This window comes from Rhodococcus sp. NPDC003383, assembly GCF_053589115.1.
Map to the genome: position 1 here is coordinate 18,835 of NZ_JBSFRG010000036.1, position 25,238 is coordinate 44,072.

21 protein-coding genes and 1 pseudogene are annotated in these 25,238 nt (G+C 69.5%); 14 read left to right on the forward strand and 8 right to left on the reverse strand.

All coding sequences use genetic code 11. The features are described 5' to 3' along the window. The first annotated feature begins 42 nt into the window (after positions 1–42). The 4 genes from ACWDTS_RS24320 to ACWDTS_RS24335 are packed head-to-tail and all read left to right on the forward strand — an operon-like array spanning position 43 to position 4,917. On the forward strand, positions 43–1,062 hold the full coding sequence (locus ACWDTS_RS24320) for an NAD(P)-dependent alcohol dehydrogenase (RefSeq protein WP_450119191.1): 1,020 nt from the start codon (positions 43–45) through the stop codon (positions 1,060–1,062). Between the two features lie 5 nt (positions 1,063–1,067). Beyond that, on the forward strand, positions 1,068–2,540 hold the full coding sequence (locus tag ACWDTS_RS24325; protein ID WP_450119192.1) for a mannitol dehydrogenase family protein: 1,473 nt from the start codon (positions 1,068–1,070) through the stop codon (positions 2,538–2,540). Further along, positions 2,537–3,469: a carbohydrate kinase family protein gene (locus tag ACWDTS_RS24330; RefSeq protein WP_450119175.1), complete on the forward strand. Its 933-nt coding sequence runs from the start codon at positions 2,537–2,539 to the stop codon at positions 3,467–3,469. The genes ACWDTS_RS24325 and ACWDTS_RS24330 overlap by 4 nt, the downstream gene beginning before the upstream one ends. Next, positions 3,466–4,917 (forward strand): xylulokinase, encoded by a 1,452-nt coding sequence (locus ACWDTS_RS24335; protein ID WP_450119176.1) that lies wholly within the window; start codon positions 3,466–3,468, stop codon positions 4,915–4,917. The genes ACWDTS_RS24330 and ACWDTS_RS24335 overlap by 4 nt, the downstream gene beginning before the upstream one ends. Here ACWDTS_RS24335 and ACWDTS_RS24340 read toward each other — a convergent pair. Continuing rightward, entirely contained in the window at positions 4,893–5,264 is a 372-nt protein-coding gene (locus tag ACWDTS_RS24340) for a phosphatase domain-containing protein (RefSeq protein WP_231611489.1), read from the reverse strand. The two genes, ACWDTS_RS24335 and ACWDTS_RS24340, sit on opposite strands and share 25 nt — an antisense overlap. 294 nt (positions 5,265–5,558) lie before the next feature. Between ACWDTS_RS24340 and ACWDTS_RS24345 the strand changes: the two genes are divergently transcribed. After that, positions 5,559–5,939, forward strand: a complete 381-nt coding sequence (locus tag ACWDTS_RS24345; protein WP_248675001.1) for a hypothetical protein — start codon at positions 5,559–5,561, stop codon at positions 5,937–5,939. Positions 5,940–5,948: 9 nt separating this feature from the next. Here ACWDTS_RS24345 and ACWDTS_RS24350 read toward each other — a convergent pair whose 3' ends face one another. Together ACWDTS_RS24350 and ACWDTS_RS24355 are read right to left on the reverse strand one after the other, a co-directional pair. Next, positions 5,949–6,140, reverse strand: a complete 192-nt coding sequence (locus ACWDTS_RS24350) for a hypothetical protein (protein WP_197255815.1) — start codon at positions 6,138–6,140, stop codon at positions 5,949–5,951. 58 nt (positions 6,141–6,198) lie between these two features. Next, positions 6,199–6,879 (reverse strand): NUDIX hydrolase, encoded by a 681-nt coding sequence (locus ACWDTS_RS24355; protein ID WP_450119177.1) that lies wholly within the window; start codon positions 6,877–6,879, stop codon positions 6,199–6,201. A gap of 64 nt (positions 6,880–6,943) precedes the next feature. On the opposite strand from ACWDTS_RS24355, the pseudogene ACWDTS_RS24360 reads away from it, so the two are divergent. Further along, a pseudogene (locus ACWDTS_RS24360) lies at positions 6,944–7,885 on the forward strand (ADP-ribosylglycohydrolase family protein); the annotation flags it as partial. A gap of 21 nt (positions 7,886–7,906) precedes the next feature. Continuing rightward, positions 7,907–8,407, forward strand: coding sequence for a macro domain-containing protein (locus tag ACWDTS_RS24365; protein WP_248675025.1), 501 nt, complete (start codon positions 7,907–7,909; stop codon positions 8,405–8,407). 619 nt (positions 8,408–9,026) lie between these two features. Here the strand turns inward: ACWDTS_RS24365 and ypfJ are convergent. Then, on the reverse strand, positions 9,027–9,938 hold the full coding sequence (ypfJ, locus tag ACWDTS_RS24370) for a KPN_02809 family neutral zinc metallopeptidase (protein ID WP_197255809.1): 912 nt from the start codon (positions 9,936–9,938) through the stop codon (positions 9,027–9,029). Between the two features lie 140 nt (positions 9,939–10,078). Here ypfJ and aspS point away from each other — a divergent pair, with 140 nt between their 5' ends. Further along, positions 10,079–11,887: an aspartate--tRNA ligase gene (aspS, locus tag ACWDTS_RS24375; RefSeq protein ID WP_248675000.1), complete on the forward strand. Its 1,809-nt coding sequence runs from the start codon at positions 10,079–10,081 to the stop codon at positions 11,885–11,887. Between the two features lie 290 nt (positions 11,888–12,177). Continuing rightward, positions 12,178–13,347, forward strand: a complete 1,170-nt coding sequence (locus ACWDTS_RS24380) for a kinase (protein WP_248674999.1) — start codon at positions 12,178–12,180, stop codon at positions 13,345–13,347. Positions 13,348–13,372: 25 nt separating this feature from the next. Here ACWDTS_RS24380 and ACWDTS_RS24385 read toward each other — a convergent pair whose 3' ends face one another. Then, positions 13,373–14,992, reverse strand: coding sequence for an alkaline phosphatase D family protein (locus ACWDTS_RS24385; protein WP_450119178.1), 1,620 nt, complete (start codon positions 14,990–14,992; stop codon positions 13,373–13,375). A gap of 159 nt (positions 14,993–15,151) precedes the next feature. Between ACWDTS_RS24385 and ACWDTS_RS24390 the strand changes: the two genes are divergently transcribed. Next, positions 15,152–16,558, forward strand: coding sequence for a replication-associated recombination protein A (locus ACWDTS_RS24390; RefSeq protein ID WP_450119179.1), 1,407 nt, complete (start codon positions 15,152–15,154; stop codon positions 16,556–16,558). Here the strand turns inward: ACWDTS_RS24390 and ACWDTS_RS24395 are convergent. Then, entirely contained in the window at positions 16,555–16,797 is a 243-nt protein-coding gene (locus tag ACWDTS_RS24395; protein WP_197255801.1) for a hypothetical protein, read from the reverse strand. The two genes, ACWDTS_RS24390 and ACWDTS_RS24395, sit on opposite strands and share 4 nt — an antisense overlap. 209 nt (positions 16,798–17,006) lie before the next feature. On the opposite strand from ACWDTS_RS24395, the gene alaS reads away from it, so the two are divergent. Genes alaS through ACWDTS_RS24415 form a run of 4 tightly spaced genes read left to right on the forward strand, consistent with a single transcriptional unit; the run spans position 17,007 to position 22,900 of the window. Continuing rightward, positions 17,007–19,673 (forward strand): alanine--tRNA ligase, encoded by a 2,667-nt coding sequence (gene alaS / locus ACWDTS_RS24400; protein ID WP_197255799.1) that lies wholly within the window; start codon positions 17,007–17,009, stop codon positions 19,671–19,673. Between the two features lie 2 nt (positions 19,674–19,675). Further along, complete coding sequence (ruvX, locus tag ACWDTS_RS24405; protein ID WP_197255797.1) at positions 19,676–20,197, forward strand: Holliday junction resolvase RuvX; 522 nt, start codon at positions 19,676–19,678, stop codon at positions 20,195–20,197. Then, positions 20,194–22,077, forward strand: coding sequence for an endolytic transglycosylase MltG (gene mltG, locus ACWDTS_RS24410; protein WP_450119180.1), 1,884 nt, complete (start codon positions 20,194–20,196; stop codon positions 22,075–22,077). Before ruvX ends, mltG begins: the two co-directional genes overlap by 4 nt. After that, complete coding sequence (locus tag ACWDTS_RS24415) at positions 22,067–22,900, forward strand: shikimate dehydrogenase (RefSeq protein WP_450110678.1); 834 nt, start codon at positions 22,067–22,069, stop codon at positions 22,898–22,900. The genes mltG and ACWDTS_RS24415 overlap by 11 nt, the downstream gene beginning before the upstream one ends. 6 nt (positions 22,901–22,906) lie before the next feature. Here ACWDTS_RS24415 and ACWDTS_RS24420 read toward each other — a convergent pair whose 3' ends face one another. After that, positions 22,907–23,287: a DUF1622 domain-containing protein gene (locus ACWDTS_RS24420; RefSeq protein WP_450110679.1), complete on the reverse strand. Its 381-nt coding sequence runs from the start codon at positions 23,285–23,287 to the stop codon at positions 22,907–22,909. Between the two features lie 74 nt (positions 23,288–23,361). Beyond that, complete coding sequence (locus ACWDTS_RS24425) at positions 23,362–25,086, reverse strand: acyl-CoA synthetase (protein ID WP_450119181.1); 1,725 nt, start codon at positions 25,084–25,086, stop codon at positions 23,362–23,364. Positions 25,087–25,238: the final 152 nt, after the last annotated feature.

Consider the following 25,238-nt stretch of genomic DNA (forward strand, 5'->3'; position numbering starts at 1 on the left):
AGTGTGACCTACACAACAGTCGTCGCTTCGATCCCCCGAACCATGCGCGCCGCGGTTCTCGTGGAACCGGGCCGAATCGAGATGCAGGAGCGACCCGTACCCGCTCCCGACCCCGGGGACGTCCTCGTCCGGGTCACCACGGTCGGGGTGTGCGGATCGGACACGCACTACTACCGGGAAGGGCGAATCGGCGAGTTTGTCGTCACCGGCCCCCTCGTCCTGGGGCACGAAGCCGCCGGGGTCGTCGTCGCCGTCGGCAAGGGTGTGCCCGCGCACCGGATCGGAGAGCGGGTGTCGATCGAACCGCAACGCCCCGATCCGCTCACCGAGGAGACCCGGCGCGGCGACTACAACCTGTGCCCGCACATGCGGTTCTTCGCCACCCCGCCCGTCGACGGGGCGCTGTGCGAGTACGTCACCATCGGCGCCGCCTTCGCGCACCCCGTGCCGGCGACCGTCTCGGACGACGCCGCGGCCCTGTGTGAACCGTTGTCCGTCGGCATCGCCGCCGTGCGCAAGGCTCGGATCACGGGCGGATCGCGCGTCCTGGTCACCGGGGCCGGACCGGTCGGCGTCGTCGTCGCCCAGGTCGCCCGGGCATTCGGTGCGCTCGAGATCGTGGTGACCGACCTCGACGAACGACGCCGCACGAGCGCACTGTCGTACGGTGCCACCCGCGCACTCGACCCGCGCGTGGACGACCCGGCGAGCCTGCAGGTGGACAGCTACATCGACGCCTCCGGCGCTCCGAGCGCGGTGGACTCCGGGATCCGGGCGGTCCGTCCCGGAGGCACCGTCGTACTCGTCGGCGCCGGCGCGGAGACGATGACGCTTCCGGTGCAGATCATTCAGAACCGCGAACTCGTCCTCACCGGCGTGTTCCGCTATGCGAACACGTGGCCGACGGCGCTCGCCCTCGTCGAGTCGGGACGGGTGGATCTCGACACCATGGTCACCGCGCGGTTCTCGCTCGACAAGACCGCCGAGGCGCTCGAATCCGACCGGACGCCCGGGAACATCAAGGCCGTCGTCGACGTGACAGATCGGCCCGGAGAGGAATGACCACCATGCGCGTGAGCCGGCAGACACTGCCCCACCTGCAGGTACCCGTACCGAGTTATCGCCGCGAGGACGTCACCGTCGGCATCGTGCACTTCGGTGTCGGCGGCTTCCACCGCGCCCACCAGGCCATGTACGTCGACCGGCTCCTCGAGCAGGGGCTCGCGCAGGACTGGGGCATCTGCGGCGTCGGGGTGATGCCGCGCGACCGCCGGATGCAGGAGGCCCTCGACGAGCAGGACGGTCTCTACACTCTCGTCCTCACGCACCCGGACGGCAGATGGGAGCCGCGGGTGATCGGATCGATCGTCGACTACCGTTACGCCCCCGACGATCCCGAGGCCGTCGTCGAACTCCTCGCGGCGCCGACCACGCGGATCGTCTCGCTGACCATCACCGAGGGCGGCTACAACATTCGGCACCACACCGGGGAATTCGACGCCGACGATCCCGCGGTCCGGCGCGACCTCGACTCCGGCGAGCCGCCGGCCACCGTGTTCGGGCTCGTCACCGAGGCTCTCGCCCGTCGGCGTGCCCGTGGACTGCGGGCGCCGACGGTGATGTCCTGCGACAACATCGAAGGCAACGGCGACGTCGCCCGGCGGGTGTTCACCGCCTACGCCCGGCTCGTCGATCCCGAACTGGCACAGTGGATCTCCGACAACGTCCGGTTCCCGAACTCGATGGTCGACCGGATCACCCCTGTCACGACCGACGAGGTCGTGACGGCGCTGTCCGAACGCTTCGACGTGCAGGACCGCTGGCCGGTCGCCGCCGAACCGTTCGCCGCGTGGGTCCTCGAGGAGGATTTCGCGGACGGCCGGCCCCCCTTCGAGAAGGCAGGGGTGCAGGTCGTCGACGACGTCGCGCCCTACGAACTGATGAAACTGCGCCTGCTCAACGCCGGTCACCAGGGGCTCGGCTATTTCGGGTATCTGATGGGATACCGGCTCGTCCACGACGCCGCGCAGGACCCGCTCATCGCCGGATTCCTCCGCGACTACATGGACCGCGAGGCCACACCCACACTGAAACCGGTGCCGGGTATCGATCTCGACGACTACAATCGCACGCTCATCGAACGATTCGCCAACCCCGAGATCCGCGACACCGTCGCCCGGCTGTGTGCCGAATCGTCCGACCGGATCCCCAAATGGCTGGTGCCGGTGATTCGGGAGAACCTGGCCGCGGGAGGTCCCGTGCGACTGTCCGCCGCCATCGTCGCGTCGTGGGCCCGCTACGCCGAGGGCGTCGACGAACACGGGCAACCCATCGAGGTGGTCGACCGGCTCGCCGACACGCTCGTTCCCCTCGCGCGCCGGCAACGGTCGCACCCCACGGCGTTCGTCGAGAACACCGAGGTGTTCGGCGATCTCGCCGGCAACCGCCGGTTCGTCGACGCCTACACCGGGGCGCTCGACACCCTGCACCGCGACGGTGCACGGGCCACGCTGGAAGAGCTTGCGGGAGAACACCGATGAACGGGCACGCGCTGGTGGTCGGAGAAGCGCTCGTCGACATCGTGCAGCGGGACGGGAAGGAACCCGTCGAACACGTGGGTGGAAGCCCGCTCAACGTCGCGGTGGGACTCGGACGTCTCGGCCGGGCGGTGCGGTTCACGACGCGGGTCGCGGACGATCCGCGGGGCACCCGCATCATCGACCACCTTGCCGGATCCGGCGTGAGCCTGACCCCGGGCAGTGCCGCCGCCGAACGCACCGCCACCGCACAGGCCACTATCGACGACCGAGGCGCCGCCCACTACGAATTCGACATCGCCTGGGATCCCGTCGAACCCCCGCCCACGGTCGACGCCGTCCTCGTGCACACCGGGTCCATCGCCGTCGTGCTGGAACCGGGCTGCGACCTCGTCGCGGAACTGGTTGCGCAGCAGTCGAGCGCATCCACGGTGAGTTTCGACCCGAACATCCGGCCGGCGCTGATCTCCGATGTCGCCCGGGGCCGGGCCCGCATCGAACGCCTCGTCGCGCTCGCCGACGTCGTCAAGGCCAGCGACGAGGACCTCGCTTGGTTCGCGCCCGACCGCGACCCACTCGACACCGCACGCGACTGGCTCTCGCGCGGACCGGCGATCGTCGTCGTCACCCGCGGCGCGGAAGGCGCCGTGGCGGTGTGCGCGGCTGGTGTCGTCGAGGTCCCGGCGGTACAGGTCGAGGTGGCCGATACCGTCGGTGCCGGCGATGCGTTCACCGCCGGACTGCTCGACGGACTGTGGACCCGCGGCCTGCTCGGTGCCGACCGGCGGGAGGCGTTGCGTGCCATCACGGTCGACGACCTGCGCGACGTGCTCGGGACGGCGGCGTGGACGTCGGCGCTGACTGTCGCGCGTGCCGGAGCCGACCTGCCCACCCGTGCCGAGCGGGACGCCGCGCAGGAGGGCGTCGCGTGACCCCCGTCGAGGGGGTCGGCTCGTCCGTGCTCGTCGCCGGAGTCGACTCGTCCACGCAGTCCTGCAAGGTCGTCGTGTGCGACGCCGAGACCGGTGCCGTCGTGCGCGAGGGCCGCGCGGCGCATCCGTCCGGCACCGAAGTGGATCCGGTGGCGTGGCGGTCGGCCTACGAGCTGGCGTGTGCCGAGGCCGGGGGACTCGACGACGTCGCGGCCGTCGCGGTCGGTGCGCAGCAGCACGGCATGGTGTGCCTCGACGTCGAGGGTGCCGTCGTGCGCGATGCGCTGCTGTGGAACGACACCCGATCATCTTCTGCTGCACAGGATCTCGTCGATGAACTGGGTGGCGTCGCGACGTGGGCCGACGCCGTCGGCGTGGTTCCGCTCGCCGCGATCACCGTTGCGAAGGCGCGGTGGCTCGCCGACCACGAACCCGGCAACGCACGGCGCACCGCTGCCCTGTGCCTGCCGCACGACTGGCTCACCTGGACCCTGCGCACCGACCGGACCCTCGACGCTCTGGTCACCGACCGTAGCGATGCCAGCGGCACCGGATATTTCGACGCGGCAACCGACACCTACCGCCGCGATCTGCTCGAACTGGCGCTGCGCCGCCGTCCTCCGGTTCTCCCGCGGGTCGCCGGGCCGGCCGAGCAGGTGGGGCGGACCTTGTCGGGCGCGGTACTCGGCCCGGGCGCCGGTGACAACGCCGCCGCGGCCCTGGCGCTCGATGTCCGTGAGGGCGACGTCGTCGTCTCGATCGGCACCTCGGGGGTGGTGTCCGCTGTCTCGCCGACACCCGCGCGGGACGCCGACGGTTACGTCGCGGGCTTCGCCGATGCGACCGGGCGGCACCTGCCGTTGGTGTGCACGCTCAACGGTGCCCGAGTTCTCGACGCCACGGCGACGATGCTCGGCGTCGACCACGCCGAACTCTCCCGCCTGGCACTCTCGGCCCCGCCGGGCAGCGGCGGCCTGGTGCTGGTCCCGTACCTCGAGGGGGAGCGGACCCCGAACCGGCCCGACGCCACGGGCGCCCTGCACGGACTGAACCTGGCCACCGCGACCCCGGCGCATCTCGCGCGTGCCGCCGTCGAAGGTCTGCTCTGCTCGCTCGCCGAGGGCATCGACCACATCGTCGCGCAGGGCACGCACGTGCGCCGGGTGCTGCTGATCGGGGGTGGAGCCCGCTCGCGGGCACTGTGTGAAGTCGCCCCCGCCGTCCTCGGTATGCCCGTCGACGTCCCCGAACCGGGTGAGTACGTCGCGCGCGGCGCGGCGCGGCAGGCCGCCTGGACGCTGCGCGGCGGTGACGAGCCTCCGGCCTGGGAGCCGGGCGCGGTCCGGCGTTTCGAAGCCGACCCGACTCCGGATGTGCGGGAGCGCTACGCGCAGGTGCGAGACCTGACCGACGGTGCGCCGGTTCAGAAGTTGCCCTCGGCGACCTGAAAACACACCAGGCCCATCCGCCGCCACATGCGCACCACCTGATCGCGATCGTCGAGGACCGCGACGATGCGGTAGCGGTGCCGGATGTGGGCGTCGAACAACTCGGCCTTGACGATCGAATCCTTGCGATTGTCACCGGCCGCGCGCATGTACAGCTCGTCGTACGGGATCTCGTGCCGGGCGAGCCACTCCTCGGTCTCGGGACGGCAGACGCCGTCGCGGCCCGAGAGCAGCACGACGGCGAACCCGTCGGGCGCGGCGGCGAACGCTCTGACCGCGGCCTCGACGGCGGGGGAGACGGTGTCCTCACCCACCCGGTGCCAGTGATAGGGACTGCGGTCGCTCATGTGCGCGAGAGTGCCGTCGATGTCGACGAGCCAGGCCGGGGGCAGCGTCGGATCCTCGACGTACCGCGCTGGTGGCGGAGCCGCCCCGCTCGGAGGACGATGCCGTTTCCTCGCCGGGTGCTCTCGGTGTCGGGTCTTCCTGGTCACGACCGTGGATACCACCTGTTGCCTTCGGTGGAACGGAGGCGCACTGTGGGATGGCGGCGGGACGTCCCAGGTGGTGTCCGGGTAGGGGGTTCGGTGGGTGCGCCATCCGACACATCCGATCGCAGCAGGTCGGCCGCGGCTCGCCGCGTGGGTTACGTCGTGGCGGTGCTGATCGATGCCGCGATGCTGTACGCGATCAACGTCCGGCCCGGCTGGGAGGTGGTGCCCTTCCTCACCGAGGACACACCGGCGGTGCTGGGATGGGTCAACGCCTCGATCGTCGTCGGTCTCGTGGCGAATCTGGTGTATCTGGTGCGGGATCCGCGGTGGCTTAAGGCGCTCGGTGACATCGCCACCACGGCGGTCGGTCTCGTCGCGCTGCTGCGGATCTGGCAGGTGTTCCCGTTCGATTTCGGGACCGACGCGTTCGACTGGCCGCTCGTCGTGCGAATCCTGCTGGGGCTGGGCATCGTCGGCAGCGGCATCGCAATTCTCGTAACACTGTTCACGGCGGCGCGGAGGCCCTGAGCTCACGGCTCAGTCGGGTGCCTCGTCCCCGGGTTCGACGGGTTCGACATCTTCCCGGTCGGACCTGCTCCCCGGAACATCGCGTTCGTCGCGCTCACGCTCTATCTTGCGTTCCAGGTCGTCCACGATGCCGCTGAGCTCGTGGCCCGGACCCTTGTCGTCGGCTCGTGTCCCCGGACCGCTGTCGTCCGCTTGTGTCACAGTGCTGCCCTCCTCGGCTCGGCGTGAGCCAGATACCCGCGGACCGCGCGGGGCAAACTCAGCCGGTGAGCAGGACCGCGGCCTGCGCCGGAAGCTGTGCGGCGCCGCGTCGGCGGAACAGTTCGGCGGGCCGGCCGTGGCCGGGATTCGACAGCCGTCCGGTGCTGTCGAGCGCCGCGACGACGTGGCGGCGGAACGAGTCCTTCTGCAGCGGCCGGTCGAAGATCGCCTCGTACAGCAGGCGCAGATCGAGCACGGTGAACTCCTCGCCGAGCAGCCGATCGGGGTCGACCTGTGCCGCGTAGCGTGCGCGCAGGTCGTCGACGGCCAGCCGCACCATGTCGGCGTGGTCGAACGCGAGATCGCCGTCGACCGTGCCGTCGTGGACGACGTGTAGTGTCGCGTCGTCGGGCAGGTCGGTGACGGGGACCGCGGCGGTGTGCGCCATCGAGATCACCCAGCCGCGTTCGTCGCGGTCGGGATCGTCGAACATCCGCAGCTGGTGGAACTTCAGGCCGGTGATGTGTGCCTTGTCCCGGAGTGCGCGCTCGGCGGCGTCGACGAGACGCTCGCCGCGGTGCAAGAAGGTGCCGGGGAGAGCGCGACCGCCGAGATGATGATCCACGACCAGGACCCGTAGCTCGCCGTCCAGACAGGTCAGCACCGCGACATCGACGGCGACGGAGGGGCGGTCGTAGTCGGCGAGGGTCTTGCCCGCCCGATCCTTCGGTTCACTCACGTTTGCATATTAGCGCAATGCTGATCTAAACTTAGCGCAATCTTGATCTAATGAGGAGGCTGTAATGAATGTGACTGCACAGCAGAAGGATCGGGCCGTCGGGGTGCTGCTCGGAACCGCCGCAGGCGACGCCCTCGGAGCCGGTTACGAATTCACCTACCCCTCGGCCGCCACGAAGATCGACATGATCGGCGGCGGCACGTTCGCGTGGGAACCGGGGGAGTGGACCGACGACACCGCCATGGCCCTGGCGATCGCGTCGGTCGCCGCGACCGGCGTCGACATCGGTCGCGGCCGCGGCCTCGATGAGGTCGCCGCGGAGTTCGTCCGCTGGTACGACTCGAACCCGAAGGACGTCGGCAACCAGACGCGCAACGTCCTGGGCCGTCGCGCCGGCGACGCCGCCACCATGCAGGCGCATGCCCGGGCGTTGACCGGACGCAAAGCCGGGAACGGATCGCTCATGCGTACCGCTCCCGTCGCGCTCGCCTATCTGGACGACGGGGCCGGATGCCTCGAAGCTGCCGCGCAGATCAGCGCGCTCACGCACGACGATCCGACCGCGGAACAGGCGTGCCGCCTGTGGTCCCACGCCATCCGGCACGCGGTGCTGTACGGAACCTTCGACGGTGTGCGCGGCTTCCTGAAGATCGCGTCACCCGAGGTCGCCGACTTCTGGCGCCCGCTGCTCGACGAGGCGGAACGCGGCACGCCCGCCGACTTCGCCAACAACGGCTGGGTCGTGCACGCCCTGCAGACCGCGTGGTGGGCGATCACCACCACCTCCGGTGCCGGCGAGGAGCACCTGCGCGGCGCGCTCGAGGCCGCGGTGCGGGCGGGCGGCGACACCGACACCACCGCCGCGATCGCGGGTGGGCTGCTCGGAGCGCGATGGGGCGCCGCGGCGATCCCGGCACGGTGGCGTCGCATGCTGCACGGCTGGCCGGGCCACACCGCCGACGACCTGATCCGGCTCGCGCTGGACACTGTGAACGGCGGCCCGCGGGGAACCGATCCGCGGCGCCGGATCAGGGTGGTGCAGGGAGACATCACAACCCTGCGCGTCGACGCCCTCGTGAATCCGACCGACCCGAATTTCAGCGGTGACGGCGGCGTGGATCGGGCCGTGCACCGGGCCGGTGGACCGGCGATCCGCGCAGCCTGCGACACGTTGCGCGCAACCACCCTGCCGCACGGGCTGAGCGTGGGTGCCGCCGTGGCGACGACTGCCGGCAACCTCCCGGCGACGTGGATCGTCCACACGGTGGGTCCGCGCTATTCGCACTCCGAGGATCGCACTGCGCAGCTGCGCGCGGCGTATACGCGAAGCCTGGCGGCCGCCGAAGCGGTGGGCGCCCGGACGGTCGCCTTTCCGCTGATCGCCGGCGGTGCCGCGGGCTGGCCGATCGACGACGCGGTGCGCCACGCCGTCGCCGCTCTCACCGAGGTGCACACCGCGCTCGAGCAGGTGACGCTGGTCGCGGCCGACGCTCGCGCGGCCGCGCTGCTGCGCCGGGAAGTCGGGTAGAAAAAGGCGAAGGTTACGCCGGGCCTGCCGCAATCGGCCACAAAATGTGATCGCAATCATAATTAATCGAATCGTGTCCGAGTTTTCGCAAATGTCTCCGAATTGCGCACAATGCGGGATCGAGGTAACAATTGATGCGGCGCACGACGGCGTCACTGAAATACAAGATCACAATTAGGAGTTACCCGTGCTCGATCTCGCCACGCTGGCCGACATCTTCAGCAACGCCGCCGACCTGTTCGGTGCCCTCGACTTCTTCTCGGGCCTGAGCAGCCAGTAGTCTTAGCGCATCAGAGACCTGCAGGTATGTACCTGCAGGTCTCTTTTGTTTTCCGGCAAGAGATTGCTTCCGAGCATTTTGTCGGATTCCGCACGGACGTCGCGGTTCGTTCAGGGACAAATGCCATTCGTGTAATTCCGATCGTGATTCGACCGTAATTGATCTTCTGCATTCGGAAACCGAACTTCCCGGCAGGACGAAACTGATCTTCCAGGATAGTGGAAAGTGATCTTCCGACCTCTCCGAACGATTCGTGGGAAAGCGTCGAAACGGTCCCGAAAACGCAAGAGCCGGATGCTCGTTCGAGCACCCGGCTTCGTTGTTGCGGCGTACGGCAGGTCAGCGCAGCGCCGGCGGATTGTCGAGGTCCGACGCCGAGTAGGTGTCACACGCAGCGACCTGGCCGGTGCGGTAACCGGCGAGGAACCACTTCTGACGCTGCTCCGACGAACCGTGCGTCCAGCCCTCCGGATTCACCCGACCCGTCGCGGCCGCCTGGATGCGGTCGTCGCCGACCGCCGAGGCCGCGGAGAGCGCGTCACGGACGTCGTCGTTGGTGAGCGGGACGAGGAAGGGCTGACCGGTGTTCGGGTCCGCCATCTTGTCCGCGTGGTACGCCCACACGCCTGCGTAGCAGTCGGCCTGCAGTTCCGTGCGCACCGCACCGGACTCGGGGCCGCGCGGGTCGGCCTGCGCGCGGCCGATATCGCCGAGCTGCGTCTGCAGATGGTGTCCGAACTCGTGGGCGACGACGTACTCCTGCGCCAGCGGGCCCCCGCTCGATCCGAAGCGGGTCACGAGCTCCTGGAAGAAGCTGGTGTCGAAGTACGCGGTCTGGTCGGCCGGGCAGTAGAACGGGCCGACGTCGCTGGTGGCGTTGCCGCACCCGGTGGATGTCGCGCCGGAGAAGATCTCGACCTCGGGACGCACGTAGCGCACGCCCGTCTGCGCCTGCAGCTGCGATTCCCACACCAGATCGAGGCTGCCCACGGTCGCGGCGACCCGGCAGTCCACATCCTCGTTGGCGTCGGCACCGGTCTCGCAGCCCTCCAGGGTCCCGGCCCCGGCCTGGGTGTTCGGATCGACCGTGCCCGATCCGAGCAGCGAGCCGGGATCTCCACCGAACAGCAGCGCCAGGATCAGCACGAGGATGCCGCCCACGCCGCCGCCGACGGCGATCTTGCCGCCGCGTCCGCCGCCGCCCTGGCGGACCCGGCCCGCCTCGATCCGTGCCCCGTCGTTGAACGTCATCGCATCGCCTTCTTGTTGCAGGTGCTACAGCCGCACAAGCTTGGCACGTCGAATCGGGTACGGGTGTCCTCGTCGCCCTCGTGTCTTTCGTAGGATTACAGCCGACGAAGAACCTCGTTGATCATTTCGAAAGGAATTCCGTGCTGCGCACCCATCTCGCCGGCTCGTTGCGAGCCGAGCACGCCGAGCAGTCCGTCACCCTCACCGGTTGGGTTGCCCGGCGGCGCGACCACGGCGGGGTGATCTTCATCGACCTGCGTGACGCATCCGGTGTCTCCCAGGTCGTCTTCCGCGACGCCGCGGTTCTCGAACAGGCCCACCGCCTGCGCGCCGAGTTCTGCGTCAAGGTCACCGGTGTGGTCGAGGTGCGGCCCGACGGCAACCAGAACTTCGACATTCCGACCGGTGCCATCGAGGTCAACGCGACCAAGCTCGAGGTGCTCAACGAGGCTGCGCCGCTGCCGTTCCAGCTCGACGACCAGGCCGGTGAGGAAGCGCGCCTGAAGTACCGCTACCTCGATCTGCGTCGCGAAGGACCGGGCAAGGCCATCCGCCTGCGCAGCAAGGTCAACGCCGCGGCCCGCGCGGTCCTGGCGCACCACTCGTTCGTCGAGGTCGAGACGCCCACGCTGACGCGCTCCACGCCCGAGGGCGCCCGCGACTTCGTCGTGCCCGCGCGCCTGCAGCCCGGCAACTTCTACGCACTCCCGCAGAGCCCGCAGCTGTTCAAGCAGCTGCTCATGGTCGGCGGCATCGAGCGGTACTACCAGATCGCCCGCTGCTACCGCGACGAGGACTTCCGCGCCGATCGCCAGCCCGAGTTCACCCAGCTCGACGTCGAGATGGCCTTCGTGACCCAGGAGGACGTGATCCTGCTGGCCGAGGAGATCCTGCACGCCCTGTGGCGGCTCGTGGACTTCGAACTCCAGACTCCGATCCCCCGCATGACCTACGCCGAGGCGATGCGCCGGTTCGGTTCCGACAAGCCGGATCTGCGGTTCGACATCGAACTGGTCGAATGCAAGGACTTCTTCAAGGACACCACCTTCCGGGTGTTCCAGGCCGAGTACGTCGGCGCCGTCGTCATGCCGGGCGGCGCGAGCCAGCCCCGCCGCCAGCTCGACGCCTGGCAGGAATGGGCCAAGCAGCGCGGCGCGAAGGGTCTGGCCTACGTCCTGGTCGGCGAAGACGGCGAACTCTCCGGTCCGGTCGCGAAGAACCTCACCGACGCCGAGCGCGCCGGCCTCTGCGACCACGTCGGCGCGAAGCCCGGCGACTGTATCTTCTTCGCCGCCGGCGCCACCAAGCCGATGCGCGCGCTGCTGGGCGCCGCGCGCGGCGAGATCGCCCGCAAGCTCGACCTGATCGACCCCAAGGCATGGGCGTTCGTGTGGATCGTCGACGCGCCGCTGTTCGAGCCCGCCGCCGATGCCACCGCGTCCGGCGACGTCGCGCTCGGCTCGTCCGCGTGGACGGCGGTGCACCACGCGTTCACCTCGCCGAAGCCCGAGTTCCTCGACACCTTCGACACCGATCCCGGCTCAGCCCTGGCCTACGCCTACGACATCGTCTGCAACGGCAACGAGATCGGTGGCGGCTCGATCCGTATCCACCGCCCCGACGTGCAGGAACGCGTCTTCAAGGTCATGGGCATCTCGGAGGAGGAGGCGCAGGAGCAGTTCGGCTTCCTGCTCGACGCCTTCAAGTACGGCGCCCCGCCGCACGGTGGCATCGCGTTCGGGTGGGACCGCATCACGGCCCTGCTCGCCGGAGTGGACTCGATCCGCGAGGTCATCGCGTTCCCGAAGTCCGGCGGCGGCGTCGACCCGCTGACCGACGCGCCCGCCCCGATCAGCGAGGCCCAGCGCAAGGAGTCCGGCATGGACTTCAAGCCCGAGCCGAAGAAAGACGCGGCGAAGAAGGACGATTCCGCGATCTCGGCCCAGTAGAAGCGACCGGTCCGCGCCGGGACCTCGGGGCCGTACCGCTGGAACCTGCCGGTCCGTGCCCCCTGGGACCTGCCGGTCCGTGGCGTGTCGACGTCCTGCGCCGACACGCCACGGACCCGGGCAATCCGGACCTCGACCGGCCGGATCCGTCGTTCCGTCCGCCGGAGCGTCGACCGTGACGGACCTGCGGAATCGTGCGTCCGTTCCGTGTCCTTCGAACCTTAGGTCCTAGTCGGATCGAGACTTCTGCAGGACCTGCCCGAGCCTCACACCAGGTAGATTGTGAGGCGATGACTGCAACATTGGCAGACCCCATTTCAGAGGTTGTTCAGGCGGCGGAGAAGCTGCTCACCCGGCGCACCGGTGCGCCGGTGACCCTCGCCGACCCCGTGGACCTGGGTGGCAGCGGCCTCTCCACCGTCCTCCGCGTGCGAGTCGCGGCCAACCCCTTCTCGCTTCCCCGGACCCTGGTCCTCAAGCAACTGCCGCGCACCCGCGGTATCGGACACGTCGACTTCCGCGGCGCCGAAACCGACGAGGAGGTCGCGTTCCTGCGTGAGGCGGTGTCCTACCAGTTCGCGACCGCCCTCGCGAAGGACAACCGGCCCGGTGCCGAACTGCTCGCCTACGATTTCGAAACCCGCCTGCTCGTTCTCAGCGATCTCGGCGACGCGACCCCGCTCGCCTCGCTGCTGCGCAGCGGCGACGCCGACACCGTCGGCAACACCCTGATGGCCCTGGCGCAGGCCCTCGGCCGCATGCACGCCGCGACCGTTGGCCGCGAAGAGGACTTCGCCGCGCTGCTGCGCCGCGCCGACATCGGCAATTGTGCGGACGTGATGGCCCAGCAGGCGGTGCAGGCCATCCGCGCGGTGCCCGACCTGCTCGCCCGCGACTTCGGGCTCACCGTCCCGCAGTCCGTGCTCGACCGTGCGGACCGGGCCGCCAACCTGTTCACCGGCGGACGGTTCCGGGCCTTCAGCCCGTCGGAGCTGTGCCCCGACAACATCGTCGTCGGCGACGAAGGCGTGCAGTTCCTCGACTACGAGTGGGGCGGCTTCCGGGACGCCACCCTCGACATCGCCTACGCGCTCACCTCGTTCCCCGCCTGCCTGTGCACCGCACCGCTGACCCCCGACCGGGTCCGGGCGATGGCGGACGCGTGGCGCGCCGAGGTCGTGGCGATGTGGCCGCAGCTGGCGTTCGACGAAGTGTTCGTCACGCGTCTGCTCGACGCGCAGCTCGCCTGCGTGTGGCTGAGCACCGAGCTGTACCTCCCCGAGGACCACGCCCGGATCGCGTCGGTGCGGACACACCAGCTGTCGGTGCACCGGCTCGATGCGCTCGAGGCGCGGTGGTCGCTGCTCGCCGGTTTCGCCGCCGCTACCGGACACGACGACGTCGCCGAGCACGCGAACGACGTGTTGGCGTGCATCCGGGGTCGTCGCGAGGACGTCTAGACAGGGCGCGTACGTCAGGCGCTCGTCAGCGCACGACATCGCCCAGTGGGGCCGTCGGCTCGACGCGAGCCGACCCGGCGGCCACCCGCATGCTCGCGCCGTACCGCGCAGGGGTCGCCGGATCTGCCCGATCCAGCACGTACATCCAGTCCATCTGCACGGCGTCGGGCGTGACGTCGAGGACCGCGAAACCGTGCGAGTCGAGTTCCACATAGCGCACGTGACGGTTGAGCTCGCGGATCGCCGACTCGATGCCGGGAGAGGACGTGCGCGGCGGGATGCCGAGAAGATCGTCGATGTTCTGCGAGGTCACCGACGTGACGACCAGTTCGGTCGCGGCGGTGCCCGCCGCCGGATAGGCGGCCGGATCGACCGGGACGTCGCACGCCCACGACGTGTGGATGTCACCGGTGAGGAACACGACGTTGCGGCGCCCGGCCGCGGTGATCGCGTCGAGCACCCGACGGCGGTCGGCGGCGTATCCGTCCCACTGGTCCAGGTTGACGGGAACTCCGGTCGAGGGGACGCCCAGGAGCTCGGTCAACGCAGCCGTCGTGTGCGCATCGAGTGGTGGCACCAGCAGCGGTGAGAACATCACCGGATTGCCGACGAGCTGCCAGCGCGTGGGGGAGCTGGTGATCCCGGCGGTCAGCCAGGCCATCTGCTCGGCACCGGTGATCGTGCGGGCCGGGTCGTCGACCGCCCGCACGCCCGAACCGAAGTGGGCCTGCGCGGATCGGTAGCTGCGCAGATCCAGCATCGACAGTTCCGCCAGGTCACCGAACCGCAGCCGCCGATACAATCGCGGGTCCGCGCCCGTGGTCCGCACCGGCATCCATTCCAGGTACGCGCGGCGGGACGCGGCGATGCGATCGGCCCAGGAGCCTTCGATCGCGGGCTCGTGGTTCTCGGCGCCGCCGGACCAGGCATTGTCCGCGGATTCGTGATCGTCCCACGTGACGATCCACGGCAGCCGCGCGTGCAGCGCCTGAACGTCCGGATCGGTCTTGTACTCGCCGTGCCGGATGCGGTAGTCGGTGAGCGTGACGGTCTCGTGCAGCGGCGCATGGCGTCGCACCGGCCCGCTGCGCGGCGCGAACTCGCCGGTCGCGTACTCGTACAGATAGTCGCCGAGGTGCACGATCGCGTCGAGATCCGTGCGGGCCGCGAGGTGCCGGTACGCGGAGAAGTAGCCGTCCTCCCAGTTCGCGCACGAGACGACACCGAACCGGAGCCGGTCGGGGCTGGTGTCGTCGGCGGGTGCCGTGCGGGTCCGCCCGATCGGGGAGACCGCACCGGATCCGAGCACGGTGAACCGATAGAAATAGGTGGTGTCCGGGTCGAGACCGGTCGCGTCGACCTTCACGGTGTGGTCGTCCGCCGCGGTCGCGGTGACCGTGCCGGACGCGGTCACCTCGCGAAAACTCTCGTCGGACGCGACTTCCCAGCGCACCGCGGTGTCCGGGCCCAGCCCGGAGCCGGGCGTCGCCTCGGGGGACGGGGTGACCCGGGTCCACAGGATCACCCGGTCGGGAAGCGGATCTCCGGAGGCGATGCCGTGCGCGAACGCGGCCGGGACTGCCGACGCGGGAACGGACGTCCCGAAGGCGGCGACGCCGACGGCGATCGCGCCGGAACGCAGCACGACCCGCCTGGGAACCCGCGGGCCTGGCGAAGTAGGGGGCACCGGCCGATCCGACCACACCCTCGGGTCGAGGTAAAGACCGACACACGGGTATCCCCGATGTTCACGCGCGGTGGCGGCCCGTGCCGCGTGTCCGCCGGGCCTTGTAGCGTCGTGGGCGTGAGTGATCTTTTCGGGGCGGACGATCCTGCCGCTTCTCCGGATGCCCTGTTCGAGGCGCCGACGGCGCCGGAACCGGAACCCGAGCCGTCGATCCGCCGCGCGAACCTCGGGCCCAGCGGCCCGGGCGCACCGCTCGCGGCCCGGATGCGCCCGCGCAGTCTCGACGAGGTCGTCGGGCAACAGCACCTGCTCGCGCCGGGGGCGCCGCTGCGACGGCTGGTGGAGGGTTCGGGCGCGGCGTCCGTCGTGCTCTACGGGCCGCCCGGCACCGGCAAGACCACGCTCGCCTCGCTGATCTCCGGGGCCACCGGCCGCAGATTCGAGGCGTTGTCCGCGCTCTCCGCCGGCGTCAAGGACGTGCGCGGCGTGATCGAACTCGCGAGGCGTCGGCTTGCCCAGGGCGAGCAGACCGTGCTGTTCATCGACGAGGTCCACCGGTTCTCGAAGACCCAGCAGGACGCCCTGCTGGCCGCCGTCGAGAACCGCATCGTGCTGCTCGTCGCGGCCACCACCGAGAACCCGTTGTTCTCCGTGGTCGCGCCGCTGCTGTCGCGGTCGCTGGTGCTGCAGTTGCAGCCGCTCTCGCCCGAGGACATCCGCGCCCTGCTCGAACGGGCCCGCACCGATCCGCGCGGGCTCGCCGACACGGTCGCGATCACCGACGATGCGCTCGATCACCTGGTGCGGCTCGCCGGCGGTGACGCTCGGCGGGCGCTGACGGCACTCGAGGCGTCGGCCGAGACGGCGGTGGATCGGGCTGCCGGCGGCGACGCGGTCATCGATCTGCCGACCGTCGAATCGAGCATCGACAAGGCCGCGGTCCGCTACGACCGCGACGGCGACCAGCACTACGACGTGGCCAGCGCCTTCATCAAGTCGCTGCGCGGCTCGGACGTCGACGCGGCACTGCACTATCTGGCGCGGATGATCGTCGCGGGGGAGGACCCCCGGTTCATCGCGCGGCGGCTGATGATCCAGGCGAGTGAAGAGGTGGGTATGGCGGATCCGACCGCCCTGCAGACCGCGGTCGCTGCCGCGCAGGTCGTGCAGCAGGTCGGAATGCCCGAGGCGCAGCTCGCCCTGGCGCAGGCCACGATCCACATCGCGACGGCACCGAAGTCTGGGGCCGTGACCGCGGCGCTCGGCGCGGCGATCGCGGATGTGAAGGCTGGCCGGGCCGGGCCGGTGCCGCCGCACCTGCGCGACGGCCACTACAAGGGGGCGCAGGGGCTGGGCAACGCGATCGGCTACCGCTATCCGCACGATCATCCCGACGGGGTCCTGGCGCAGCAGTATCCGCCGGACGAACTCGTGGGCGTGGACTACTACAAGCCCACCGCGCACGGCGCGGAACGGGAACTGGGAGCGCGGGTGCCGAAGCTGCGGCGCATCGTGCGTGGCTAGAGGGCGGTCACGCCCGCGGGCCGGGCGGCGACGTCGAGCTGCGCTACGGTGTCGTTCCAGCCGGCCACGATCTCGGTGAGCCGCTGCAGTTCCTGCTCCGGGATGCGCCGGGTCGTCTCGATGTGGTCGAACAACGTGTCGAGCGAGGCGGCGAGTGCGTCCGCGAGGGTGCGGGCCCGCTCGGCGACCCCCCTGTCCGTGTCACACGTGTCCGTGCCGTGCGCGTTCTGTCCAGACACTGATGCTCCAATCTTCGGCACCGAGAGTCCGTTATGTCTCTCTTGCCCGAAAGGATAGAGAGCCGGCCTCACCGTGGAAAAGGCGGTCCCGGTGAGGGGACCGACGCCGCCTTCGGAAGTCGCGATAAGCTGAACGATGGCCGATTCGTCGGAGTCGGCAGCCCTACCGCGGGCACACACCACACCGCCAGACCCCGAAGGACCATGACGTGCAGACCCACGAGATCCGCAGGCGCTTTCTCGACCACTTCGTGAAGGCCGGCCACACCGAAGTGCCCAGCGCCTCGCTGATCCTCGCCGACCCGAATCTGCTGTTCGTCAACGCGGGCATGGTCCCCTTCGTCCCGTACTTCCTCGGTCAGCAGACCCCGCCGTTCCCGCGGGCCACGTCGGTGCAGAAGTGTGTGCGCACCCTCGACATCGAAGAGGTGGGCATCACCACCCGCCACAACACGTTCTTCCAGATGGCGGGCAACTTCTCCTTCGGCGACTACTTCAAGCGCGAGGCGATCAAGCACGCCTGGTCGTTGCTCACCGGGTCCGTCGAGGAGGGCGGCTACGGCATCGACCCGGAGAAGCTCTGGGCCACGGTGTACCTCGACGACGACGAGGCGTTCGGTATCTGGCGCGACGAGGTCGGTGTGCCCGAGGAACGCATCCAGCGGCGCGGCATGAAGGACAACTACTGGTCCATGGGCATCCCCGGCCCGTGCGGTCCGTGCTCGGAGATCTTCTACGACCGCGGCCCGGAATACGGTGTCGAGGGCGGCCCGGAAGCCGACGAGGACCGCTACATCGAGATCTGGAATCTCGTGTTCATGCAGAACGAGCGCGGCGAGGGCGGTGCCAAGGAGGACTACCCGATCCTCGGGCCGCTGCCGAAGAAGAACATCGACACCGGCATGGGCGTCGAGCGCGTCGCCTTCCTGCTGCAGGGCGTCGAGAACGTCTACGAGACCGATCTGCTCCGTCCCGTCATCGACAAGGCAGAGGAACTGACCGGCAGCCGCTACGGCGCCGAGCACGCCTCCGACGTGCGATTCCGGGTCATCGCCGACCACGCTCGTACCGCCGCGATGCTCATCGTCGACGGCGTCAACCCCGGCAACGACGGCCGCGGCTACGTGCTGCGCCGGCTGCTGCGCCGCATCGTGCGCTCGGCGCGCCTGCTCGGCGCGACCGCCCCGACGATGGCGCAGTTCATGGCTGTCGTGCGCGACACGATGGCCCCGTCCTACCCGGAGCTGGCCACCGACTTCTCGCGTATCGAAACGGTCGCGGTCGGTGAGGAGACGGCGTTCCTCAAGACCCTCGACACCGGCTCGAAGCTGTTCGAGGGTGCCGTCGAGGCGGTCAAGTCCGAAGGTCGGACCGTGCTCGGCGGGGCCGAGGCGTTCACGCTGCACGACACCTACGGCTTCCCGATCGACCTGACGCTGGAGATGGCGTCCGAGGCCGGCCTGTCCGTCGACGAAGAGGGCTTCCGGTCGCTCATGGCCGAGCAGCGCCAGCGCGCCAAGGACGACGCCCGTGCCCGCAAGCACGCGCACGCCGACCTCACCGTGTACAAGGAACTGCTCGACCGCGGACCCACCGAGTTCACCGGCTTCTCCGAACTGGTGTCCGAGGCGAACGTGCTCGCCGTCATCACCGGCGGCGAACGCCTCCACGCCGCGCAGGCAGGCCAGGACGTCGAGCTGATCCTCGACCGCAGCCCGCTCTACGCCGAAGCCGGCGGCCAGATCGCCGACATCGGCACCATTACCGCGACCGGACTGCGCATCAAGGTCAACGACGTGCAGAAGATCGCGAAGCAGCTGTGGGTGCACAAGGTCACGGTGCTCGAAGGTCAGGTCACCGAGGGCGACACCGTCCTCGTGCAGGTCGACCCCGATTGGCGGAAGGGTGCCACCCAGGGCCACTCCGGCACGCACCTGGTGCACGCCGCGCTGCGGCAGGTTCTCGGCCCCAACGCCGTGCAGGCCGGCTCGCTGAACAAGCCCGGCTACCTGCGCTTCGACTTCTCCTGGCCGGGCGCCCTGTCGGAGCAGCAGAAGCAGGACATCGAGGCCGTCACCAACGAGGCCGTGGCCGCGAACTTCCCGGTGAACACCTTCGTCACCGACCTGGACAAGGCCAAGAAGATGGGCGCGATGGCGCTGTTCGGCGAGAACTACGGCGACGAAGTGCGCGTCGTCGAGATCGGCGGACCGTTCTCGATGGAACTGTGCGGTGGCACCCACGTGCAGCACTCGTCGCACGTCGGCACCGTCACCCTCCTCGGGGAGCAGTCCGTCGGCTCCGGCGTCCGTCGCGTCGAGGCCTACGTCGGTCTCGATTCCTACCGGCACCTCGCGAAGGAACGCGCACTGCTCGCCGGTCTGTCCTCGACCCTGAAGGTGCCGTCCGAAGAAGTGCCCGGCCGCGTCGAATCGCTCATCGAGCGTCTCAAGGTCGCCGAGAAGGAACTCGAGAAGACCCGCGCCGCCGCGGTCCTCGCGTCGGCCGGCACCTTCGCCGAGAAGGCCCAGAGGATCGGCGATGTCCTTGTCATCGCCGAAGCGGCACCCGAGGGCGTCGCGGGCAACGACCTGCGCAGCCTCGCCACGGACGTGCGTGGTCGCCTCGGCAGCGAACCCGCTGTCGTGCTGCTGCTCGGCAGCGCCGACGGCAAGGTTCCGTTCGTGGTCGCCACCACCAAGGCGGCCCAGGAGAAGGGCATCAAGGCCGGCGAGCTGGTGTCGAGCTTCGGACCGGCGATCGGCGGCCGCGGCGGCGGCAAGCCGGACATGGCCCAGGGCTCGGGTTCGGATGCCTCCGGAATCCCCGCGGCGCTCGAAGCATTCCGGGCGCGACTGCGCGAGCTGGCCGGCTGACCGTGGCGGCAGTCGCCGGCCCGGATCGCCCGGGCGACGACGACCCCGGACGCGGCCGCCGCATCGGCATCGATGTGGGCAGCGTCCGGATCGGGGTCGCCTCGAGCGACCCCGACTGCATCCTCGCGACTCCGGTGGAGACGGTCCCGCGGTCCAAGGACCGCGGGCCCGACGCGCCCGACATCCGGCGCATTATCCAAATCGTTATGGAATACGAAGCCGTTGAGGTTATCGTCGGTCTGCCGCAGACGCTGCGCGGTGAGCCCGGCAAGGCTGCGAAACTGGCGAGCGACTTCGCGCGCCGGCTTCGGCGGCAACTTCCCGACGTTCCCGTACGGATGGCCGACGAACGCTTCACCACGGTCACTGCGGCGCGAGCCCTCCGCGAAAGCGGAGTCAGCGCGCGCGGTGCACGGCCGGTCATCGACCAGGCCGCGGCCGTCGCCATCTTGCAGGGTTGGTTGGACGAGCGGAGTGCAGCTTTGAACGTGGCCGAGGACGGCGACCAGGGGGGTGGCCGGTGACCGGACGGTCCGACGACGACAACGAGGCAACACAGCAGCATTTCTTCGGTGACGGTTTCGGGGAAGAACCCGTGGACGGTCGCCGGAAGGTCGGTGGCGCCTTCGACAGAATCCGCTCGGAGCCGGAGCAGGAGCTCCGACCGAAAACACGCCCCGACGACGAACCGACGACGGTTCTGCACTTCGAGGAGGGTGTGTTCGACGGCCCGCCGCCGAGCACCGGGAGCGCCGACGCTGGTTACCAGGTCGGCGCCGACGGTGGTTATCAGGTCGGCGCTGCCGACGGTGGTTATCAGGTCGGCGCCGCCGATGGCGGCTACGCCTCTGAGGGTGGTTACGCGTTCGGTACCTCCGACGGTGGTTATGCGGTCGGTTCGGCCGACGGTGGCTATCAGGTCGGCACCGCCGACGGTGGTTATCAGGTCGGCGCCGCCGACGGTGGTTATCAGGTCGGCACCGCCGAGGCCGACTACAGCGGTGACGGGTACGCCTACGACTACAGGGGCGACGGCTACGACGACGACGAGTACGTCGGCGGCTATCGCTATGCCGATCGCGCCGAGGTCTACGGCCGGGGAGACAGTGCCGGCGAGGAAGCCCGCTATGCCGATGAGGACCCCTACGCCGCACCCTACGAAAACGAACCCACACCGTGGCCCGACGCCGAGCGCGCCGAACCGGCCGCGGTGGGCGTGTCCCCGGCGCGGCGCGCACACGAACGGGAGGCCGGCGCACGGAAGAAGCGCGGGCGGGTCATCGGTTCGCTCGCCGTGGCGCTGCTGCTCGTCCTCGCCGTCGGCGGCGGCTTCTTCGTGTACAAGAAGATCGTCGGTCCCGACCTGCCCCCGGACTTCACCGGCCCCGCCGGTCCGGCCGTCATCGTGCAGGTCCGCTCGGGTGAAACCGCCGACGACATCGCCGTCGAACTCGCCGAGAAGGGCGTCGTCGCCAGCGCGTCCGCGTTCTTCAATGCTGCCGTGCAGAACACCGGGATGAACTCGCTGCAACCGGGCTTCTACGCCCTCGCGACGAACCTCCCGGCTGTCGAGGCCGTCGCCGAACTCGTCGATCCGACTTCCCGGGTCGGTGCGCTGGTCGTGTCCGAAGGCCGCCAGCTGCACGACATTCGCGACGTCAACACGGGCGCGGTCCGCAAGGGGATCTACACGCTGATCGCGGAAGCGAGTTGCTACGAGGACAGCGGCACCTCCCACTGCCTGACCTACGACGAACTCAACCAGGCCGGGGCGAGCACCGATCTCGCCGCGCTCGGAGTTCCCGCGTGGGCACGCCAGGCGGTCACCGGTGTGCCGGACCGTGATCGGCAGCTCGAAGGGCTCATCGCGGCGGGAAGCTGGGATTTCGATCCGTCCGCCAGCGCCACCGAGGTGCTCGCCAAGCTCGTGTCGGCCAGCGCCGAGCAGTACGACCGCACGGGGATCGCCGAGGCCGCCGCCAAGGCCGGTCTGTCGCCCTACGAACTGCTCGTCGCGGCGTCCCTCGTCGAACGTGAAGCGCTCCCTCCGGATTTCACGAAGGTCGCGCGAGTGATCCTCAACCGACTCGCGATCGACATGCCGTTGCAGTTCGACTCGACGGTCAACTACTCGCTCGACGAAACCGAACTGGCCACGACCGATGCGGACCGGGAACGGGTGACTCCGTGGAACACCTACGCGAGCCCCGGCCTGCCGGCGACGCCGATCTCGTCGCCGAGCATCGGTGCGTTGCAGGCCGTGGAGAACCCGGAGCCGGGCGACTGGATCTACTTCGTGACCATCGACGCGCAGGGCACGACCCTGTTCGCCGACAACTACGAGGAGCACCTCGTGAACACCGAACGAGCCTTGGAAAGCGGAATTCTCGACAGTGGTAGATGACAACCCGACCGGTGCGCGCAAGGCCGCGGTCCTCGGCAGCCCGATCCAGCATTCGAAGTCGCCGCTGCTGCACCTGGCCGCCTACCGGGCCCTGGGCCTGACCGACTGGACGTACGACCGGATCGAGTGCACCGGCGAGCAGCTTCCCGCATTCGTCGACTCGCTGGGCCCGGAATGGGTCGGCCTGTCGGTCACGATGCCCGGGAAGTTCGCGGCATTGGCCTACGCCGACGAACGCACCGACCGAGCGGTGACCATCGGCTCGGCGAACACCCTCGTCCGCACCCAGAGCGGTTGGCGTGCCGACTGCACCGACGTCGACGGCGTGACCGGCGCGCTCGGCACGATCGGCGTCACCGACCTCACCGGCCGTTCCGCTGTCGTCGTCGGCAACGGCGGAACGTCCCGGCCGGCCATCGTCGGACTGGCGTCCCTCGGCGTTCGGGAGATCACCGTCGTCGCCCGGTCGGAGGCTCGCGCCACCGAGACGTTCGACTGCGCCGAAGCCGTCGGGGTCACGCCGCGGTGGGTCGCATTCGACGATCCGGGCCTCGGCGACGTGTGTGCCGAGGCGGGGGCCCTGGTGTCGACCGTCCCGGCCGCGGGCGCCGCACCGTTCGCCGACGTTCTGGCGCGCGCCCCGTTCATCCTCGACGCGATCTACGACCCGTGGCCCACGCCGCTCGCGTCGGCGGCGCAGGCCCGGGGCAGCGTCGTCGTGTCCGGCTTGTACATGCTGCTGCACCAGGCGTTCGGTCAGGTCGAACAGTTCACGGGCCGTCCCGCACCGCGCGACGAGATGGCGAAGGCCGTCGGCCTGTAGGGAGTCTCACGACGATAGCGGGGTCCTCGGGCCCGCGGCATCGTCCGAGACGGGTTTCTGCCACGGCCAGCGGCCGTCGATCTCGAGTTGCAGGGACCAGCTCAGGAACGTGCGGATCAGCACGATGATCGCCAGCACCCCGACGGACGTGAAGGTGGGGGTGACGGCGACGGTCTTGATGATGTCGGCCGCCACCAGGAATTCGAGACCCAGCAGGATCGACCGGCCCAGATTGCGGCGATACGCGACGTAGATCGGTGCTCGGGGTGTGCGCCGGCGGGTGTCGTACGCGATCCAGCTGGACACGAGTGCACCGACGACGATGACGGCCACCCCGACCACGTCGATGACCGAGCCGACCGTGTCCATCACCTCGGCGATGTCCATGCACACTCCCTCCGGCGCTGCCGCGTGTCCGGATCATTGTGACCACGACAGCCCGGATGTGGGCGGGAAGCGCGCTACCTCACCGACTCTCGTGCGGTGTTCGTGTCGTCGACGGTGCGCGCATCGTCCGCCACCGCCTGTGCGCGCGCCCACCGGTAGTCGGCCTTCCCGGCCGGGCTGCGGGCGATCTCGGAACGGAACACGACGGCCTTCGGCAACTTGTACCGGGCGATCGACCGCGCGGCGTGCTCGATGACGCCGGCGGCGTCGAGTTCGGCGTCCTCGGCGGGTACGACGATCGCGACCACCTCTTGTCCCCACCGTTCACTCGGGCGCGCCGCGACCACGACGTCGACGACGTCGGGATGGGAGACGATCGCGAGTTCGACCTCCTCGGCGAAGATCTTCTCCCCGCCGGAGTTGATGGTCGCCGAGTCGCGGCCGAGAAGTTCGATGCTGCCGTCCGCCAGGTGACGGGCACGATCACCCGGCAGGGCGTACCGGATCGACCCGATGACGGGGAAGGTCGCCGCCGTCTTGGCGGCATCGCCCTTGTAACCCAGCGGTGCGAACCCCCGCTGCGCGAGCCAGCCGATGCCGTCGTGGCCGGGCTCGAGGACACCGTCGAGATCCTCGGCGACGACGCAGGTGTCGGGGCCGCCGCGGAACGTGCCCGTCGCCACGGCACCGGTCATGGACGTGTGCTGCATCTGCGCGCCGGTTTCGGACGACCCGACGCCGTCGAGCACCACGACGCCCGGCATCGCCGCGATGAGACGTTCCTTGGCGGTCGGACTCAGCACCGCGCCCCCGTTCCCCACGAGGACCAGCGACGACACGTCGGCGTCGCCGTCCTCGATCGCGGCGGCGAGCGGTCGTGCCATCGCGTCGCCGACCACGGTCACGACGGCGACCTTCTCCCGTTCGATCGTGCGGACCACCTCGGGACCGTCCAGATGATCCGGCACCGTCGAGAAGATCACCGTCTGTCCGGTGAGGGCCGCGGTCAACGCGGCCCACTGCGCGGCCCCGTGCATCAGCGGCGGCAGGATCATCATCCGCAGCCCCGGATTCGCGACCGCGTTCGCGGCGATGCGCTCGTAGGAGTCGACGAGTTCTCCGTTGTAGATGTTCCTGCCGCCGCAGCCGGCCATGAGGATGTCGTGCTGACGCCACAGCACACCCTTGGGCATGCCGGTCGTGCCGCCGGTGTAGAGGACGTACAGGTCGTCGGGGGTGGATCGTATCGGCAGCGGTTCGGGGGAACTTCCGGCAAGCACGGTCTCGTAGTCGACGGCGCCGTCGAGCAGTTCGTTGCCCGAGCCGTCGGCGATCTGGATCAACACGCGCAGCGACGGCAGGCTCGACCGCACCGCCGCGACCGTCGGGGCGAACGCCGCGTGATAGACCAACGCCGTCGCCTCCGAGTTGGCGAGAAGCTGAGCGAGTTCGCTGCCGGTGTAGCGATAGTTGACGTTGAACGGCGCGACCCGGGCGCGGAACGCGCCGAGCAGTCCCTCGATGTACTCGTTGCCGTTGTAGGCCAGACATCCCAACAGATCCTGCCCGACCTCGTGCGGGGCGAGGTCGGCGCGCTCGGTGTGACAGCCGAGTCCCTGCGAATGCAGGAACGACGCGAAGCGTCGGGCGCGCTCGTCGACCTGTGCGAAGGTGAACCTGCGGTCGCCCTGCACGATCATCTCGCGGTCGGGTATCGCGGCGGCGACGATGCTCGCCGCTCGATCGAGGGTGAATTCGACTGGTGTCGAGTCCGATTCGGTCCCGTTCGTGTGTGGCACTGCAACTCCTCGGATGGATGCCGGCGAATGCGCTACAGCAGCGTGGTGCCCGATGCTGCGGTCCCCCCGAACGGCGAACCGTCGGTCGTACAGTTCCTCGGACGATACCGCAGGCGCGGGTCGTCGATATGTGGATTCGCGCAGGTGACGGC